Consider the following 17,608-nt stretch of genomic DNA (forward strand, 5'->3'; position numbering starts at 1 on the left):
TGAGCGCTCTGTTAAGAGCGCTTTTTTATATCACATCACCCGCTTAAACATCTTCTCCATTTCATAAGTGGAGTGATGAATAATGATTGGCCGGCCGTGTGGACAGGTGAATGGATCCTTCGTTGTCCGGAGTTCATCTAATAAGGCTTTGATTTCATCATGACGCAAATGACGATTTGCTTTGATTGAGCCTTTGCAGCTCATCATAATCGCCGCTTCTTCTCTCAGTTTCTTGATATCAACACGCTTTTCATCAAGCACTTGCTCTATAATCTCTTCGATCAGTTCAGCCTCTTCACCTTTCGGAAACCACTGCGGATGCGAACGAACGATGTAGCTTCCTGAACCAAAGGGCTCTAAGAAGACCCCCACTTTCGCTAGAATATCCTTATGCTCTTCAATGATCAGCATATCGTTTTTCGAGTAGTGAAATGTTAAGGGGACGAGCATTTCTTGCACTTCCTGTTCGATCTCTCCCACTTTCTCGCGATAATACTCATACTTGATTCGCTCTTGAGCCGCATGCTGGTCAATGATATAAAGCCCTCGTTCATTTTGAGCCAAAATATATGTGCCGTGCATTTGCCCAATTGGATACATCACAGGAACGCGTTCGTTTTCAGGAATCGTCTCTGTCACATCTTCATACAGTACCGTCTCTTCATCTTCAAATGAAGCGGCGGATTCCTCTAAATGAATACGCTCAGATGATACTTCTTCATAAGATACTGGTGATGATGCCTCTGTCTTCTCTTGTTTAGGCATCCCGTATCCATCGGTATGACTTGTCTCGTATACGACCGACTCGTGCGGCTCCGGCTGATAGGTTAGCGGTATTTCCGCTGGGCTTGAGTTACCTTGTTTCGCATCAAAGGTTAAGGATTGCTGCTCATTTTTCACAGCTGGCATTTGTGCTTTTTTTGGTACTGAAGCACTTGGAATGAGCTGCTGCTTTTGAAATACTTCCTTAATTCCTTGTTTAATCAGCTCATGAAGTTCCTGTTCTTTACTTAGTCTCACTTCAAGCTTCGAAGGATGAACGTTCACATCTACTAAAATTGGATCCATCTTCATCTCAATAAATGTAATTGGATGACGGCCAATCGGAAGCAGCGTGTGATATCCTTCATGGATCGCTTTCACGAGCGGAAAATGTTTGACATATCGGCCGTTTACAACAGAAGACATATAATTCCGTGATGCCCTTGTCACTTCAGGTAACGAAATATATCCTTTCACTTCAAAATCAAGTGATTGTACGTGAAGCGGCAGCATTTTTTTAGCCACAGCTGTCCCGTAAATGGCCGCAAGTACATGACGCACATCTCCATTTCCATTCGTCTGGAGCAGGACTTTTCCTTGATGACGCAAACGGATCGATACTTCGGGATGAGCTAGCGCAATTCGATTGACCACATCCGATATATTACCAAGCTCCGTATGAACGGTTTTCATATATTTCAGGCGAGCTGGCGTATTGTAAAATAAGTTGGTGACCACAATCTCAGTGCCGCGGCGGCCAGAGGTTTTTTTCTCTGAAATGATTTTCCCGCCTTGCAAAGCTAGGTGTGTACCAGCTCCTTCGCCAGTACTCGTTTTCATTTCTAAATGAGAGACAGATGCAATACTTGGCAGTGCCTCTCCCCTGAACCCAAGGGTTCTGACACGGAACAGATCATTTTCGTCTTTGATTTTACTCGTTGCATGGCGCTGGAAGGCGAGCTTACAATCTTCAGCATCGATTCCAACACCATTATCAATAATCCTTATAGAAGAAAGACCTGCTTCTTCTACATCGATTTCAATCACTGTACTTTTTGCATCGATCGCATTTTCCACAAGCTCCTTTACAACAGAAGCTGGGCGCTCGACCACTTCACCTGCAGCAATTTTATTGGATAGGTCATCGGATAACTGAATAATCTTTGCCATTTCTGCTCACCTCACCTTACATTATAATTTCTTTTGCAATTCATACAGCTTTGTCATAGCTTCAAGCGGCGTCATATCCATTAGGTTGTATGATTTTAATTCATCGATGACCGCTTGATCTTTCTGTTTTAGAGCAGCTTTTGGCTGCGGTTTTTCTTCTACTTCAAAGAAAGATAGCTGCTGTTTTTCTTCAGTCTTTTCTACTTTTGGTGCTGCAGATACGTTCGGGGTCACGTCATGTGATCCGCTCTCAAGCTCCGTTAAAATGGTCTGGGCTCTATTGATGATGGCATCAGGCAATTCAGCAAGCTGCGCTACATGAATACCATAGCTTTTATCAGCTGCACCTTCTTTGATTTGATGTAAGAAAACGACTGTGCCTTCATGCTCTTCAGCTCGCACATGAACATTTTTGAGCTCGCTTAATTGAGATTCAAGAACCGTAAGCTCATGGTAATGTGTAGAAAATAGGGTTTTGGCTCCAATATGATCATGAACAAATTCAATGATCGCCTGCGCAAGCGCCATTCCATCATAGGTGCTTGTCCCGCGTCCAATTTCATCAAATAAAATCAAGCTGTTTTTCGTTGCGTGCACCATCGCATTTTTTGCTTCGAGCATCTCTACCATAAAAGTACTTTGACCAGAAATCAAATCATCTGCTGCACCAATACGTGTAAAGATTTGATCGAAGATTGGAAGCGTCGCCTTTGACGCAGGAACGAAGCAGCCAATCTGCGCAAGAATCGAGATGAGTGCCATTTGTCTCATGTACGTACTTTTCCCTGACATATTCGGTCCAGTGATGAGTAAGGTTTGTCTGCCTTTTCCCATATGGCAGTCATTCGGTACATATTCCTGGTGATCCAGCACTTTTTCAACGACAGGGTGACGGCCATCTTTGACATCCACGTTATCCTCTGAGAATTCCGGCCGGATATAACGGCGCTTTTCACTAACAGTCGCAAAGCATTGAAGCGCATCCAGCTCACTCATTTGTTTTGCGAGCAGCTGTAATCTTGGAATATAGCCTTTTACTTGCTCCCTGAGAGCTGTAAATAGTTCATATTCCAATTCGTTAATATTTGATTCTGCTTCAAGAATCAGTGCTTCTTTTTCTTTTAATTCTGGTGTGATATACCGCTCTGCATTGGCAAGCGTTTGTTTTCTTTCATAACGCCCTTCCTCAAGCAGATGTGTATTCGCACGTGTCACTTCGATATAATAACCAAACACTTTATTAAACCCGACTTTTAATGAGCGAATGCCGGTATATTCTCTTTCCTGCTGTTCGAGACGTGCAATCCAGTCCTTTCCGTTTCGGCTGGCATCACGGTATTCATCTAATTTTGCATTGTAGCCATCTTTAATCAAATTGCCTTCTTTTATCGTCATCGGCGGATTTTCATAAAGTGCATCTTCTAATAAATCAAGCAAGTCACCGCAAGGATCAATCTCATTCGCTCTTGATTTTGCCATTTCCTCTGGTAATGATTGAACGAGTTGTTTAATATCCGGTACTTGTTTTAAAGATTCCTTGAGCTGAATGAGGTCACGAGCATTCACGTTACCAAATGCCACGCGGCCCGCTAGACGCTCAAGATCATATACTTGCTTTAATCGTTCGCGCAGATCCTCTCGCTCAAAGAAATGATCCATCAAAATTTGCACCATTTCCTGACGCTCGTTGATTTGCGAAAGACGAATGAGCGGCCGGTCGATCCATTGCTTGAGCAGTCTGCCGCCCATCGCTGTTTTTGTTTCATCTAACAGCCATAATAAAGAGCCTTTTTTGCTTTTTGAACGAATCGTTTCTGTTAATTCAAGGTTTCGTTTTGAGTAAAGATCGATTTTCATCGTTTGTTCAAGCTCAAACACTTGAACTTTTTGAAGGTGATCCAAGCTTCTTTTTTGCGTTCTTCTTAAGTAGGCATATAGTGTTAAAAATGCCGTTTTTAACTTGTCGTCAAGATGGGAAACGAGCTGTTCAGCTTCCTCTAATAATTCATCACTATCTTCGTATGAAATGGTCGCTTGGCAGCGTTCTTTAAGGGTTTTGACTGTTTCCTCATCCAGCTGCTTTGACACCACAATTTCTTTTGCACCGACAGAATAAATTTCTGATACGACTTCATCTAAGCGATCGATGAAAGCCGCCATGTTTTCACCTGTTGATAAATCAGACAGTGCAAGACCGTACCCATTTTGAAAGCTGGTAACAGATGCAATGAAGTTGTTCTCGTTTTCACTTAAACCTTTACCATCCATGACGGTACCTGGTGTAATCAGTTGAACGACTTCCCTTTTGACCACACCTTTTGCCGTTTTAGGGTCTTCCACCTGCTCACAAATGGCGACCTTGTAGCCTTTTGAAATCAATTGTTCTATGTATGCAGAAGCAGAATGATAAGGAACGCCGCACATTGGAATTGTGCCGCCGTCTCTGCTTGTTAACGTAATTTCTAGTTCTTGCGCCGCTTCTTTTGCATCATCAAAAAACATCTCATAAAAATCGCCTAAGCGAAAAAATAAAAAGGCATCTTGATAATCTGCCTTGATCTTTAAATATTGCTGTATCATGGGCGTATAACTTGCCATATTTCTAATCCCTCACTATATTACTTTCGAATTCATACCATCTTCAATTATAGCATAAAAAATCACCTTTTTTCTCCTAGAACAGGCACAAAAAAACTAGGGAGATATGCGCCCTAGTCATTCCTTACTCTTCTGGATCACCTGCTAGGAATTCTGGATGAATATCCTCTAACTCCTCATCCACTTCTTCTTCCCACTCGTGATCATCTTTTTCTTTCCAGCTTGAATCGACCTCTACGACAATTTTTGTTTCACCGACTACCTCAGCAATGAATTCGCGTTCTGCCTGAACGATAATTTTATTGCCATTTGGAGAAATGGTTACTTCTAAGCAATTGGGCTGCTGCAATACTTTCGCAATCACTTCGTGCTCATCATCAAGAAAATTTTTATCTTTATATCTCAGTTTAATGATGTCTACATACTTCACACGCTCTGTGACGACTTCTGTTTTCGTGTTGTCAGCGTAAGAGTACCATACGTTAATATCAAATGTTCCTTCGATTTCAACCGTTTTACCGACCTTTTCAGCATCATACTTATGATTAATGATCCAACCACCTAGGATGCTGGTTGGTTTTTGCGATGGAGAAATGGTGTGTGTGCTTTGGGTGAATTTCCTCCCTTTTGCAACCACCGCTTTTGTAATAATTTCTCTGTATTCAGACATTCCGGCATGCCTCCTTGTTCTTGATCGTTTTATCTTATGCTGGGCATTCGTCTAGTGTGTCACGATTTTGAACTTCATGTTCAATTAAATTCATTTCTGTTTCAGTGTATGCATGGTCGCCCATAAACTTGCCTTGAAAATTGGAAAAGTTGGAGAGTGAGAGATTGGGGTTGACTGAAATGGTGTCATTTGATGTAATAAAGATAGTAGCCCTTCTTTATATAGGGAGGGGATTTTATGAGAGAGTTTCATATTGTAATAAATATTTTTGGATTAAGTATTAAGTTTCAATTCAAATCTTTTAATCTGTAGAATCAATTCATTTTTAGTTGATAACACTTCAATATAATATTTATTTTTTACGAAATACAAGGGCTACTGCATCAACATTTTGTTGTTGATGCAGTAGCAAAATACAAATAACATATATTCTATATAATAAAAAACCCCGCATCTGCGGGGTTTTCTCATTTAATGGAGCAACTTGGTGATGAGTTTTTCACTTTTGAACCGGTTTCTCCTAATAAAAGGTCACCGCCGGTTGAAAGAATGATTTCATCTGTTACTTGGTTCGAAATTGTGTGCGCTACAAGCTGAAGCAGGGAATTGACTTCCATTTGTGATTCTTTGAATTCTTGAATGACTGGGATATCATCCAGTTCTTCTTGCAGGGCATCGATTTTTTCTTCGACTTGCTTTAAGGCTTCATGTTTGCCGTAATGCTTTAAGTTCACAGCTTGTTTTTGAAGCGCCTTAATTTGATTAATGATCGTTGAAATTTTTGTATTTTCATTGATTTGCGCTTCTGCTTTTTTGAAGAAATCAACTTCTTCCGTTTCAGAAATCATTTTAGCGAGCTCTCTTGCACGCTCGACAATCTCTTTCTTTGAATAAAGTGTCATTTTAATTCACCTCGATAGCTTCTCCAACCATTTCTCCGTCAAGAGACCAAGTTTTGGCTTGTGTGATTTTCACTTTGACGATGTTGCCAATCGCTTCTTTTGGTGCTTTAAAATTCACAAGCTTGCTTTTACTTGTATATCCGGCTAGGATCTCAGGGTTATTTTTACTTTCACCCTCTACTAATACTTCGACAATCTGCCCTTCATATTCCTTCATTTTTTTCGCAGAAATTTCATTCACAAGTGCATTTAGGCGCTGCAGACGTTCTTTTTTCACACGCATTGGCACGTTGTCTTTCATTTTCGCTGCAGGCGTTCCTTCTCTTGGAGAATAAATGAATGTATAAGCAGCATCAAACTCAACCTCGCGATAGAGGGAAAGTGTTTCTTCAAACTGCTCATCTGTTTCATTTGGGAATCCAACAATAATGTCCGTTGTTAATGAAGCATTCGGCATAGCTTCTTTGATTTTGCGCACAAGATCAAGGTAACGCTCACGGTCATATTTTCTCGCCATAAGTTTCAGCACAGAAGAACTTCCGGATTGAACTGGCAGATGAATATGATCGAGAAGGTTTCCGCCCTTGGCTAGCACTTCAATTAAGTGATCATCAAAATCACGCGGGTGACTTGTTGTAAAACGGATACGCGGAATATCAATTTTTCGCAGCTCATCCATCAGGTGGCCAAGACCATATTCCATATCTTCAAAATCTTTTCCATATGCATTCACGTTTTGACCAAGAAGGGTAATTTCCTTATATCCTTCTGCTGCTAAACGTCTGACCTCTTGAATAATTTCATCTGGGCGGCGGCTTCTTTCCTTGCCGCGCGTATAAGGCACGATACAGTATGTACAGAATTTATCACAGCCGTACATAATATTCACCCAGCCCTTGATTTTACCTTGACGGGCTCTCGGAAGGTTCTCAATCACGTCGCCTTCTTTTGACCAAACCTCAATCACCATTTCTTTTGAAAGGTAACATTCAGATAACAGCTCTGGCAGGCGGTGAATGTTGTGCGTGCCGAAAATCAAGTCAACAAATGGGTGTTTCTTCAAAATACGGCTCACGACAGATTCTTCTTGTGACATACATCCGCAGACGCCTAAAATTAAATCTGGCTTTTCACGTTTTAATGCTTTTAAATGACCAAGCTCTCCAAACACTTTGTTTTCTGCATTTTCACGAATAGCACAAGTGTTTAATAAGATGACATTTGCATCTTCCGTTGAGTTTGTTGGTTCATAGCCAAGCGCCATAAAAATACCAGCCATCACTTCTGTGTCATGCTCATTCATTTGACAGCCATATGTGCGAATATAAAACTTGCGGCCGTTCCCTAACCCTTGAAACTGCTCGTCAATTTGAAATTGATTGTATTCGACTTCTTCTTTACCCCGTTTTTTTGCATCTTTTAAGGAAGGCGGAATGTACACAGCTTCAAAATATTTGCTGTAGTCCTTCTCGGATTTTTTGTCCGATGAACTTACTTGTCCGCTCGCTTTTCTCTGCTCTTCATTCATGAATTTGTACTCCTTTCAAACCAAGTTCCACCCTACAGTATAGACTATTTTGTGATGAATTGAAAATAAATCATATGTGTCATCACTTTTCAATCCACCCGGATTCTGCATGAATATTGAGTAGGTTTTAACAGTAGGTTATCTTTCTCCAAAGGGTTTTGTATTTCTTTTACAATCTTCATTTGCTGTGTACCGACACTCTCAACTAAAGTAATCACATACGCTTCTTTTTCCTCTTCTGCTACCATTCTTTCTTGTTCCGATAAGAAGAAAGGGAAGTCTTGATGAGCAAGTTTAGAGCCCTTCACCTCTATTAGTTTTTCTTTTCCATCAGGGTAATACGATTGGATATCAAATCCATGACCATCTTCCGTTTCGGCTAACCAATTGACTTTTTTCGCCAATTGCTCCTGACCCGCTGCTTTTAATTGCTCTACTTCCATATCATAAACAAATTTTTCAGCTATCCTACCTGTCTCTTCATTTCGCTTGGCTCTTTCTTCTCTTAATTGCTTATAAACGTCTCTATGGATGATTCTTTTTCGTTTTATACTCTTACTAATCTTCGTGTCCATTTGAAGATCCGGATTCGAATATATTTCGAAAATAAAATCATAAAAGAATTCATTTAAGTTATATATATCTTTTAAAAATTCGTATTGATTAAATGTATCGATATTATACCTTTTAAATACCAAAGAACCTGCTGCATATTTTTTAGGTCTATCAGATTCTCCTAAGTAAAAATCACCTATTTCAAATCCTTTTAAATTAGGACTATGCACCAATTGAGGTTTTAGTCGTTCTCGCCAAACATTCGCTTCATATTTGATCTTTTTGAGAGAAAGATTTTCAGTACCTAATCCTATCGATAAATAAAAGTCTTTGCCATTATTAGCGAATAAAATGACTATATATAATCCTTTTTGTGTTGTTGTTTTATTTGTTTTTGGATCCTTTGTTAAGAGTTGGTCTAGAAACGCTATCCAAATAGACTCTGAAATTTTCCCATTTCCTGTAGATGCTTTAATATCGATTCTATCCAAATTTTTCATATGGCTTTTTTCTAATTCATTTTGAATTTTGTTTGGTATCTCTTTATTAAACATTTTGTGAAATGGGTGATTCTTATCTGTTATTACATTGCTCTTATAATCTAAATATTGCTTATAAAAATCTTCTTTATTAAATAGCATTTGTCTCATCACTTACCCCAATAGATCTTTTTACATACATTATACATAACAAACGGTAGATTTGATGAAAATTGGAAAGAATATCGCAAAAAAAGAGAGCCTGCGCTCTCTCAATCAAGTATGTTTAGTTTTTTTGCTTCTTCTTCAATGATTGTCAGTGCACGGTCTAGTTCTTCTTTTGTGTGCTCGGCTGTGATGATGGCTCTAATTCTTGCCTTGCCTTTTGCTACTGTTGGGAAAGCGATGCCTTGAGCAAACACGCCTCGTTCTATTAAAGCTTTTGAGAAACGAAAAGTAAGTGCTTCGTCTCCAATCATGATTGGGATAATCGGTGTCTCTGTTGGGGCGACTTGAAATCCAAGGCTGATGACCTTTTCTTTAAAATAAGCGGCGTTCTCCCAAAGTGTATCGATTCGCTCCGGTTCATCTAACAGCACTTCAATCGCTTCTTCACACGCTCTAGTCACAGCCGGCGGATGTGAGGTGCTGAATAAAAACGGTCTTGCTTTATGTTTTAAATAATCAATTAAAACCGCTGAACCAGCCACGTAACCGCCGAGCACTCCGACAGCCTTACTAAGGGTCCCGACCTGTATGTGCACTCTGCCGTCGAGTTTAAAATGGTTGACCGTCCCGCGGCCATTCTCGCCAAGCACGCCCGAGGCATGCGCATCGTCTACCATGACAAATGCATCATATGCTTCTGCTAGCCTGACGATTTCAGGAAGTGGCGCGATATCACCATCCATTGAGAAAACACCGTCTGTTACGATGAGACGGACGCGATAATTCATTGATTTTTTCAAAATCTTCTCCAGCTCTTCCATATTGGAATGACTGTATACCTTTTTATCAGCTTTGGTTAATCGGATTCCATCAATAATTGAGGCATGATTCAGTTCATCCGAAATGACAATATCATCTTTTGTCAGGATACTCGATAAAACTCCTTGGTTGGTCGTAAAGCCTGATTGGAACACAAGGGCTGCCTCTGTCTTTTTAAATGCAGCAAGCTTTTTTTCAAGACGTTCATGCATTGTCATTGTGCCGGCGATGGTTCGAACGGATCCTGTACCCGCTCCGAATTCATCAATCGCCTCTTTTGCTGCTTTCATCAGCCTTGGGTGCGAGGTGAGGCCTAAGTAGTTATTTGAGGAGAGTTGTATAACAGATTGTTCATTTAATGTAACAGTGGATGATTGTTTTGAGTCGATCTCTTTCAAGGTTTGGTGGGTGCCTTGCTGCTTCATTGTTTCCAATTCATCTTGTAAATACGTGAATTCCTTCATCATTTCTTCCCCCTTTGATATGATGGCATCATCAGTACGACTTTACCGCACGTACCGCTTTGCATGAGTTCAAAGCCCTTTTCAAAATCTTCAAATGGCAATGTGTGAGTGACAACTGGCTTTACATCAATAGTATTCGTTCTTAACAGCTCAGATACTTGACGCCACGTCTCAAACATTTTTCTCCCCGTGATCCCTTGCACGGTTAATCCCCTAAAAACAATTTGATTCGTAATATCAATTGTCACTGGCCGTTCTGGCAAGCTTAATATATTGACTTTTCCTCCATTTGCACAAGCTTCGAGTGCTTGATTAATGGCAGCTGGATGACCTGACATCTCACACATTACGTCTGCCCCTTCCATCCGCGTGAGCTGCTTAATCATCGCAACTGGATCATCATTTCCAATATCCACTATATGATCTGCACCCATTTTTCGAGCAAGATCGAGCCTGTATTCATTTTTATCAACGGCGAACACTTGAACAGCTCCAGAAGCTTTTGCGACAGCGATTGCCATTAAACCGATTGGTCCGCAGCCAAAAATCGCCACAGATTTACCTGAAACAGGTGTGTGCAGTACTGTATGGACAGCATTTCCTAGCGGCTCTTGTATAGAGGCAAGCTCAACTGGCATTTGAGCTGGATTATGCCACACATTTTGTTCAGGTACTTTGACATATTCAGCAAAACAGCCATCAATGTCTACCCCTAAAATTTTCGTTTCACTGCACAAATGCTGCTGCCCTGTTAAGCACATATAACATTGATTACATACAACATGCGTCTCAGCCGATACAAAGTCCCCTACCTTTGCTCGTGAGACCTGCTTCCCCACTTTGACAACTTCCCCTGTAAATTCATGTCCAAAAATGTAGGGCGCTTTGACTCGTCCCTTAGCCCAGTCATCCCAATTATAAATATGCACGTCTGTTCCGCATATCGAAGTGGCTTTCACTTGGATCAAAACTTCATGATCTTTGATTTCTGGAATCGGCATCTCCATCAACACCGCTCCGTAAGCGCTTTCTTTTTTAACAATCGCTTTCATCGTTCCACACATGACGTACAACCCCTTTGTTAAAAAACTTCTCCCAATCAGATTTTAACACGACTTATTTTAGTCGTAAATACCACTGTCTACTAGATAAAGACAAATGAACACCCCACATATTTTTTTAGATATTTTTCATAAAAAAAAGCAAATCTCCGGTTGAAAGGAGATCTGCTTTCATCGTCAGCGTTTCTTTGAAACGGCAACATATAGGGCTGGCACAATGAATAATGTCAGAATTGTTGAGAAAAAGACACCCGATACAATGCAGATGGCCAGCGGCTTAAAGAGTGGATCATGACTGAATGCAACAGGCATTAATGCAACTAATGCCGTAAATGCTGTTAAAAGTATCGGTCTAATCCTTGCTCTTCCCGCTTCAATGACAGCTGTCTGTTGATCAAACCCTTGCTTGCAACGCTGTTCAATAAATTCAAATAAGACGACCGCATTTCGAACAACAATACCAGCCAATGAGACAATTCCCATTGTTGCCATAAAGCTGAATGGCGTTTGTGTGACAAACAGTCCGATAATGGCTCCTGATACGGCTAAGTAAACCGTTCCTAGAACTAACAGCGGAAGCATCAATGAATTGAATTGGAATGCGATGGTCACGTAAATGAGCAGCAAGACAACCACAAATAAGAGACTAATTTCAATAAAGAACCGGGTCTGATTTTCATTTTCTCCACCTTGTGAAATGTCCAAATCCTTCGCTGCCGCGCTTTTCCCCACTTGATTGACGACTTCTTTCATATCGTCTTTAAACGAATCTGATGCGCCGGGATACGCCTTTAGCGTAATAGTTGGAACTCCATTTTCATGTGGAATGCTTTCATACTGCTCTGTTTCTTTTTCTGTTACATATCGGCTAAGCGGCTCAAGTTGAGGCATACCACCCTCGTTTGTCTTCACAGGCACTTTCAATTCTTTTAGCTTTAAACCATTTTGATGTGTGCCTATATCCTGTTTCACCACTAAATCGATATCATTTGTTCCTTGTTTAAAGGTACCTAATGGAATCCCTTCTGTCACAAGCCCAAGCTGTCTGCTGACAAATTGAGCACTGAGCCCATCCTCTGCCATTCGCTCACGGTTTAATTCAAAGGAGATCGTTTTCACCGGCTTATTGACATCATCCGTAATCAAGCTTGCTCCTTTGTCTTTCATTTCATTTGTTAGCGTTTCTTTGACATCAATGAGCTTTGTAAAAGAGTCACCTGCAACTGTTACTGTCACTGGCGCTCCAGTTGGCGGTCCTTGAACAATGGTTTTCATAAAGAGATCAGCCTCTTTGAATTTCTCTCGTAAAGGCTCGGTCATACGATCTATCAATGCCTTACTTGTCATCTGATCATTGTCTACTCTTACAACAATCTGACCTGTGTGGTCACTTGCATTTGAAATACTTTCATTAAACAGATTCGGCACCCCGCCGCCTGCAAAAATCGCCGTTTCTTCAATGCCTTTTTGCTGCTTAATTTCTTGTTCTATTCTTTTTAGTGTTTCATTTGTTTTGTCTAATGTTGTTTCACTTGGAAGCGTGACAGTGACGACCACTTCTTTCTTATTCGCCGCAGGGAAAAATTCAAATGGTGTGACGAAAATAAGTAAAAAAGCAAGCGTTGCAACAAGCAAGCCACTTAGTCCAATAACGAGCGGCCGCTTCACAATGTTTTTCAGCACACGGTCTGCATAGAAATCCGCCAGCCTTTTTAATGGTTTTCCTAGGAATCCAGGCTCTTTTTCACTCTTCTTGTTCTTTCTTTTCCTGTTCACAGTATATTGATAGACCGGCACAAGTGTCAGCGAAATCACCATGGACGCAAGCACAGTCGTTACTAGAACAGACGGTAATGCCCGAATAAATGAACCGTTGGCACCTGATAGGAAAACAAGCGGCAGGAAGGCAAACACAACAGCAAGTGTTGATGTCAAAATAGACCCTGCGACTTCTTTTACGCCAGCAATTGTTCCTTTAAGCGGACTTTCGTATTTTTTCATTTGTCTTAAAATATTATCATTGACGACAATCGCATCATCGACAAGTATCCCTAAGGCAATGATAAAGCCGATGATTGAAATTTGATTGAGATCCACTTGTAAAAATGGCAGCGGAATGGTTCCAATTGTAATGGATAGCGGAATGGCGAGTGAAACGATAAACGCCCCGCCAATCGTGAGTCCAAGTGTAGTAACGATAATGACAGCGATGACTGCAACAATGGCTTCCTTTATTAAATCATTGAAAATGGCATCCACTTCACTTTTTTGTGAATAGTAGTCTACCCACTCCACCCCATTTGGCAATTGCTTTTCTTTCTCAATGACATCAATGACTTTGTCATACATTTTAGGAATATCAAGCCCTGGTTTAATATTCACTGTAAATGAATAAGCGGGCTTTCCGTTATAGGACACAATATCACTTTTCTCTTTTTCTACTTCTTTTAAGCTGCCAAGCTGATTAATTGTGACCGGCTCTCGTTTTGTTTTTGAGAAAAGCTCAATTTTTTTGACTTGATCTAAGCGGTCATATGTATCGATGGACAGCTTGACCTTCTCTTTACCTGCCCGAATATCGCCTAGTGGAGATGTGTCAAATTCCTGATTGATGGCATTTGTGACATCAGTTACATTTAACCCTTCACCCTCCAGCTTGTTTGAATCTAAGTTTAATATCGCTTGTTTGTCATTAAAGCCTTTAATAACGACATTGTCTACTCCTTTGATGTCCTCTACTTTTTCCTTCAATGCACGCAGCAATTTCTGACTCTTTGCTAAGTCCGATGATTGACTCGACACAATCATATAAGAACCAACCGGCACGCTGCCGAACTCATCCTTTATATCCGGCTCCATCACTTCGTCAGGAAAAGATGACGCAGCACTTGTCGTTTCATTCTTAATTTGACTTGTCACCTTTTGAAAGTCGGCTTGGTCCTCAATTTCAAGCACAATATTTGAGAAACCAATGGCAGAAACCGAGCTCGTTTTCTCTACACCATTGATATCAGATAGAGCTGATTCCAGCTTATTGGTGACATCTCTTTCCACCTGTTTTGCATCCGCACCAGGAAAAACGGTTGAAATCGTGACGAGATTCGCCTCGAATTCTGGCAGCTCTCGTTTAGGAAGCTGCGCAAATAAATAGCCGCCAGCAATGAGAACGATAAAAAATAAAATAAAAACAAGCTTTCCTCTTTTCAAAAAAGCTTCGAACATTATTTCACCTACTTAAATATTTATTTTTGATGAAGTAAATTCAACTTAATCTTAATTTATCATCATGGTGAAAAAATGCAAGCTCTAATATGTCATTTTTATCTATTTCACGAACTGAATATGTTATATAAGAAATGTATAGCGGTAAACAAAAACAACCTGCTTACATGATGTAAGCAGGTTGAAAATAATAAAATTAGAATTATCGTGGCTCAACAATCAATTTGATGGCTGTTCTTTCTTCTCCATCGATCAGAATGTCAGTAAAGGCTGGAATGCATATCAAATCCACTCCGCTTGGCGCAACAAATCCCCTTGCAATGGCGACAGCCTTAACCGCCTGATTCAGTGCTCCAGCGCCGATTGCTTGTATTTCTGCTGCACCGCGTTCACGTAAAACGCCCGCTAATGCTCCTGCTACTGAATTCGGATTTGACTTTGCTGAAACTTTTAAAATTTCCATTTCTGCTCCCCCTTAAATTTACAATGGATAAGTGAGTGTTCATTAGAACAATCTTTGTTAGATGATGCTATTTTTTTGAAAATCCATCCCCAAAATGTTTTTCAAAAATAGCAGGCTACCTACCATTTTTACTATATTCACGATAGAGGGCGCATATTCCTTCTTTCTGATTAATATTTTTCTGAAATAAATATGTGAACATTTATTCAAAGAAAATATGGTCATCATTTATCAAAATTCGATCAATTTTGACAGCTTTTTTCGACTGTTCGTCAATTTCTACGATGACTGCACTTAACGTTGTGCGGCCTTCTGCAATTTCAAACCGGACTGGGAGACTTGTTTTGAATCGTTTAATAATCGTTTCTCGGTCAACACCTAAAATGCCATCATAAGGTCCTGTCATCCCGACATCTGAAATATACGCAGTTCCTTTTGGCAATACGCGGTTATCTGCTGTTTGAACATGTGTATGTGTTCCAACGACACATGATGCACGGCCGTCTGTATACCAGCCCATTGCTTGCTTTTCACTTGTGGCTTCACCATGAAAATCAATGAAAATAAACGGGGTCCGTTTGGATGCTTCCGCAATTAATTCATCTACTTTTTGAAATGGGCAGTCGATTGGCGGTAAAAACGTACGTCCTTGCAGGTTGATGACAGCCAGTTCTTTTCCTTGTTTTTTAATAAACGTGAGACCTTTTCCAGGTGTGCCTTCTGGGAAGTTAGCAGGACGCACTATATTGGCTGCGTCATCGATGAAATCAAAAATATCTCTTTTATCCCATGTATGGTTGCCCATTGTGAGCACATCAGCTCCTGCTTGCAGGAGCTCATGATAGATTTTTTCAGTCAGACCTTTCCCGTGAGCAGCATTTTCTCCGTTGACAATGGTAAAGTGCGGCTGATATTTTTTCTTCAGCTTTGGCAAGTATTCTTTCAGTGTGTCTCTGCCAGGTGAACCAACGATATCTCCAACAAATAATATTTTCATGCGCTTTTGAACCCTTTCTCTTATAAATTGATCTTCTTATCAGTGTTGCATATTTACACAAAAAAATAAAGCGGCGCTAAGCGCACCGCTCTATTTTGCATACTCTACTGCGCGAGTTTCTCGAATGACTGTCACTTTAATGTGACCAGGGTAATCGAGCTCGTCCTCAATTCGCTTACGAATATCCCTTGCTAGACGGTGAGCTTCAAGATCATTAATTGAATCTGGCTTCACCATTATACGTACTTCACGTCCAGCCTGTATCGCAAACGATTTTTCAACACCTTCATAAGATTCAGAGATATCTTCTAATTTCTCAAGTCTCCGAATGTAATTTTCAAGCGTCTCACTTCTTGCACCAGGGCGTGCTGCAGATAATGCATCAGCTGCCGCCACAAGAACAGCGATAATAGATGTCGGTTCTTGGTCACCGTGGTGAGAGGCAATACTGTTGATGACAACAGGATGCTCTTTATATTTCGTCGCAAGCTCAACGCCAATTTCTACGTGGCTTCCTTCTACTTCATGATCAATGGCTTTTCCAATGTCATGCAGAAGACCTGCTCGTTTTGCAAGCTTTGCATCTTCTCCAAGCTCTGAAGCCATGAGACCTGCAAGATGTGCAACCTCAATTGAATGCTTCAGGACATTTTGTCCATAACTTGTACGGAATTTCAAGCGGCCGAGAATTTTGATAAGATCCGGATGCAGACCGTGAACTCCGACTTCGAATGTCGTTTGCTCACCCATCTCGCGGATATAATCATCGACTTCACGGCGTGATTTTTCCACCATCTCTTCAATTCGTGCAGGATGAATGCGGCCATCCTGGACTAGCTTGTCCAGAGCTATCCTCGCTGTTTCACGTCTAATCGGATCAAAGCCCGATAGGATAACAGCTTCAGGTGTATCATCTATGATCAAGTCAATACCTGTTAACGTTTCTAACGTACGGATATTTCGTCCTTCACGTCCGATAATACGACCTTTCATCTCATCATTTGGAAGATTGACTACAGATACCGTTGTTTCAGCTACATGATCAGCTGCACAACGCTGTAACGCAAGTGAAAGAATGTTTTTCGCCTTTTTGTCAGCCTCTTCTTTCGCTCGGTTTTCAGATTCTTTCGTCATGACTGCAATGTCGTGGGAAAGCTCATTTTCAACTTGATCCAGAATGATTTGTTTCGCTTCATCTCGAGTTAGACTTGAAATACGTTCCAACTCGGCTTTCTGCAAACGAATCATATCATCCACTTTGCTTTCCATCTCTTCAATATGTTGTTGTCGTTCATTCAGAGAATGATCTCTCTTCTCCAACAGGGACTCCCGTTTATCTAAAGATTCGTCTTTGCGATCAAGATTTTCCTCTTTTTGAAGTAAACGGTTTTCTTGTCTTTGAAGCTCATTTCGTCTTTCACGAACTTCTTGCTCCGCCTCTACACGAAACGAATGAATTTCATCTTTCGCTTCCAAGAGCGCTTCTTTCTTCAATGCTTCCGCATCACGCTTTGCATCCTCAACAATTTGTTCGGCCATGTTTCTTGCGCCGGATATTTTTGCTTCTGCAATGGTTTTACGAACAAAGTAGCCAACAACTAAACAGATTAGGCTCAGCAAAATGGAGATGATCGTAAACATCGTAGGCGACATATTTTCACCTCCTCTTGCTATGAACTTGGTTTTACAAATAAAGTGTCGGCATGTACATTGTTTTGTGTCTCAACATACAGGGCCTTCACAGGGAATG

Annotated in this window: 12 protein-coding genes; all 12 read right to left on the reverse strand. The window is 40.7% G+C overall.

All coding sequences use genetic code 11. The features are described 5' to 3' along the window. Positions 1-30: 30 nt before the first annotated feature. Complete coding sequence (mutL, locus tag V6Z54_RS17965; protein ID WP_305960459.1) at positions 31-1,932, reverse strand: DNA mismatch repair endonuclease MutL; 1,902 nt, start codon at positions 1,930-1,932, stop codon at positions 31-33. 21 nt (positions 1,933-1,953) lie between these two features. Then, entirely contained in the window at positions 1,954-4,530 is a 2,577-nt protein-coding gene (mutS, locus tag V6Z54_RS17970; protein ID WP_269103502.1) for a DNA mismatch repair protein MutS, read from the reverse strand. A 124-nt stretch (positions 4,531-4,654) separates the two neighbouring features. Next, positions 4,655-5,200 carry an outer spore coat protein CotE gene (cotE, locus tag V6Z54_RS17975; RefSeq protein ID WP_041084785.1) on the reverse strand — a complete coding sequence of 182 codons (546 nt, stop codon included), beginning with the start codon at positions 5,198-5,200 and terminating at the stop codon, positions 4,655-4,657. A gap of 467 nt (positions 5,201-5,667) precedes the next feature. Next, positions 5,668-6,102: a RicAFT regulatory complex protein RicA family protein gene (locus V6Z54_RS17980; RefSeq protein ID WP_008358013.1), complete on the reverse strand. Its 435-nt coding sequence runs from the start codon at positions 6,100-6,102 to the stop codon at positions 5,668-5,670. 1 nt (position 6,103) lies between these two features. Then, on the reverse strand, positions 6,104-7,630 hold the full coding sequence (gene miaB / locus V6Z54_RS17985) for a tRNA (N6-isopentenyl adenosine(37)-C2)-methylthiotransferase MiaB (protein ID WP_034281907.1): 1,527 nt from the start codon (positions 7,628-7,630) through the stop codon (positions 6,104-6,106). A gap of 89 nt (positions 7,631-7,719) precedes the next feature. Beyond that, the gene (locus V6Z54_RS17990) at positions 7,720-8,835 is read right to left on the reverse strand and encodes a DUF3578 domain-containing protein (protein ID WP_231120129.1); all 1,116 of its coding nucleotides are present in this window, start codon (positions 8,833-8,835) and stop codon (positions 7,720-7,722) included. A 101-nt stretch (positions 8,836-8,936) separates the two neighbouring features. Next, positions 8,937-10,118, reverse strand: coding sequence for a glycine C-acetyltransferase (locus V6Z54_RS17995; RefSeq protein WP_126681849.1), 1,182 nt, complete (start codon positions 10,116-10,118; stop codon positions 8,937-8,939). Next, the gene (tdh, locus tag V6Z54_RS18000; RefSeq protein ID WP_338527559.1) at positions 10,115-11,179 is read right to left on the reverse strand and encodes an L-threonine 3-dehydrogenase; all 1,065 of its coding nucleotides are present in this window, start codon (positions 11,177-11,179) and stop codon (positions 10,115-10,117) included. Before tdh ends, V6Z54_RS17995 begins: the two co-directional genes overlap by 4 nt. 174 nt (positions 11,180-11,353) lie before the next feature. After that, positions 11,354-14,398, reverse strand: coding sequence for an efflux RND transporter permease subunit (locus V6Z54_RS18005; RefSeq protein WP_338527560.1), 3,045 nt, complete (start codon positions 14,396-14,398; stop codon positions 11,354-11,356). A 202-nt stretch (positions 14,399-14,600) separates the two neighbouring features. Further along, positions 14,601-14,861, reverse strand: coding sequence for a stage V sporulation protein SpoVS (gene spoVS / locus V6Z54_RS18010; RefSeq protein WP_003211281.1), 261 nt, complete (start codon positions 14,859-14,861; stop codon positions 14,601-14,603). Positions 14,862-15,063: 202 nt separating this feature from the next. Further along, positions 15,064-15,858: a TIGR00282 family metallophosphoesterase gene (locus V6Z54_RS18015; RefSeq protein ID WP_041084789.1), complete on the reverse strand. Its 795-nt coding sequence runs from the start codon at positions 15,856-15,858 to the stop codon at positions 15,064-15,066. Positions 15,859-15,948: 90 nt separating this feature from the next. Continuing rightward, positions 15,949-17,511 (reverse strand): ribonuclease Y, encoded by a 1,563-nt coding sequence (gene rny, locus V6Z54_RS18020; protein WP_003211958.1) that lies wholly within the window; start codon positions 17,509-17,511, stop codon positions 15,949-15,951. Between the last annotated feature and the right edge of the window lie 97 nt (positions 17,512-17,608).

This window comes from Bacillus sp. MAG717A, from assembly GCF_036884855.1.
Lineage (GTDB): Bacteria > Bacillota > Bacilli > Bacillales > Bacillaceae > Bacillus > Bacillus safensis.

Excerpts from the sequence above, each read along its gene's own strand:
- mutL (WP_305960459.1), bottom strand. The coding sequence starts at position 1,932 with ATGGCAAAGATTATTCAGTTATCCGATGACCTATCCAATAAAATTGCT.
- mutS (WP_269103502.1), bottom strand. The coding sequence starts at position 4,530 with ATGGCAAGTTATACGCCCATGATACAGCAATATTTAAAGATCAAGGCA.
- cotE (WP_041084785.1), bottom strand. The coding sequence starts at position 5,200 with ATGTCTGAATACAGAGAAATTATTACAAAAGCGGTGGTTGCAAAAGGG.
- V6Z54_RS17980 (WP_008358013.1), bottom strand. The coding sequence starts at position 6,102 with ATGACACTTTATTCAAAGAAAGAGATTGTCGAGCGTGCAAGAGAGCTC.
- miaB (WP_034281907.1), bottom strand. The coding sequence starts at position 7,630 with ATGAATGAAGAGCAGAGAAAAGCGAGCGGACAAGTAAGTTCATCGGAC.
- V6Z54_RS17990 (WP_231120129.1), bottom strand. The coding sequence starts at position 8,835 with ATGAGACAAATGCTATTTAATAAAGAAGATTTTTATAAGCAATATTTA.
- V6Z54_RS17995 (WP_126681849.1), bottom strand. The coding sequence starts at position 10,118 with ATGATGAAGGAATTCACGTATTTACAAGATGAATTGGAAACAATGAAG.
- tdh (WP_338527559.1), bottom strand. The coding sequence starts at position 11,179 with ATGTGTGGAACGATGAAAGCGATTGTTAAAAAAGAAAGCGCTTACGGA.
- V6Z54_RS18005 (WP_338527560.1), bottom strand. The coding sequence starts at position 14,398 with ATGTTCGAAGCTTTTTTGAAAAGAGGAAAGCTTGTTTTTATTTTATTT.
- spoVS (WP_003211281.1), bottom strand. The coding sequence starts at position 14,861 with ATGGAAATTTTAAAAGTTTCAGCAAAGTCAAATCCGAATTCAGTAGCA.
- V6Z54_RS18015 (WP_041084789.1), bottom strand. The coding sequence starts at position 15,858 with ATGAAAATATTATTTGTTGGAGATATCGTTGGTTCACCTGGCAGAGAC.
- rny (WP_003211958.1), bottom strand. The coding sequence starts at position 17,511 with ATGTCGCCTACGATGTTTACGATCATCTCCATTTTGCTGAGCCTAATC.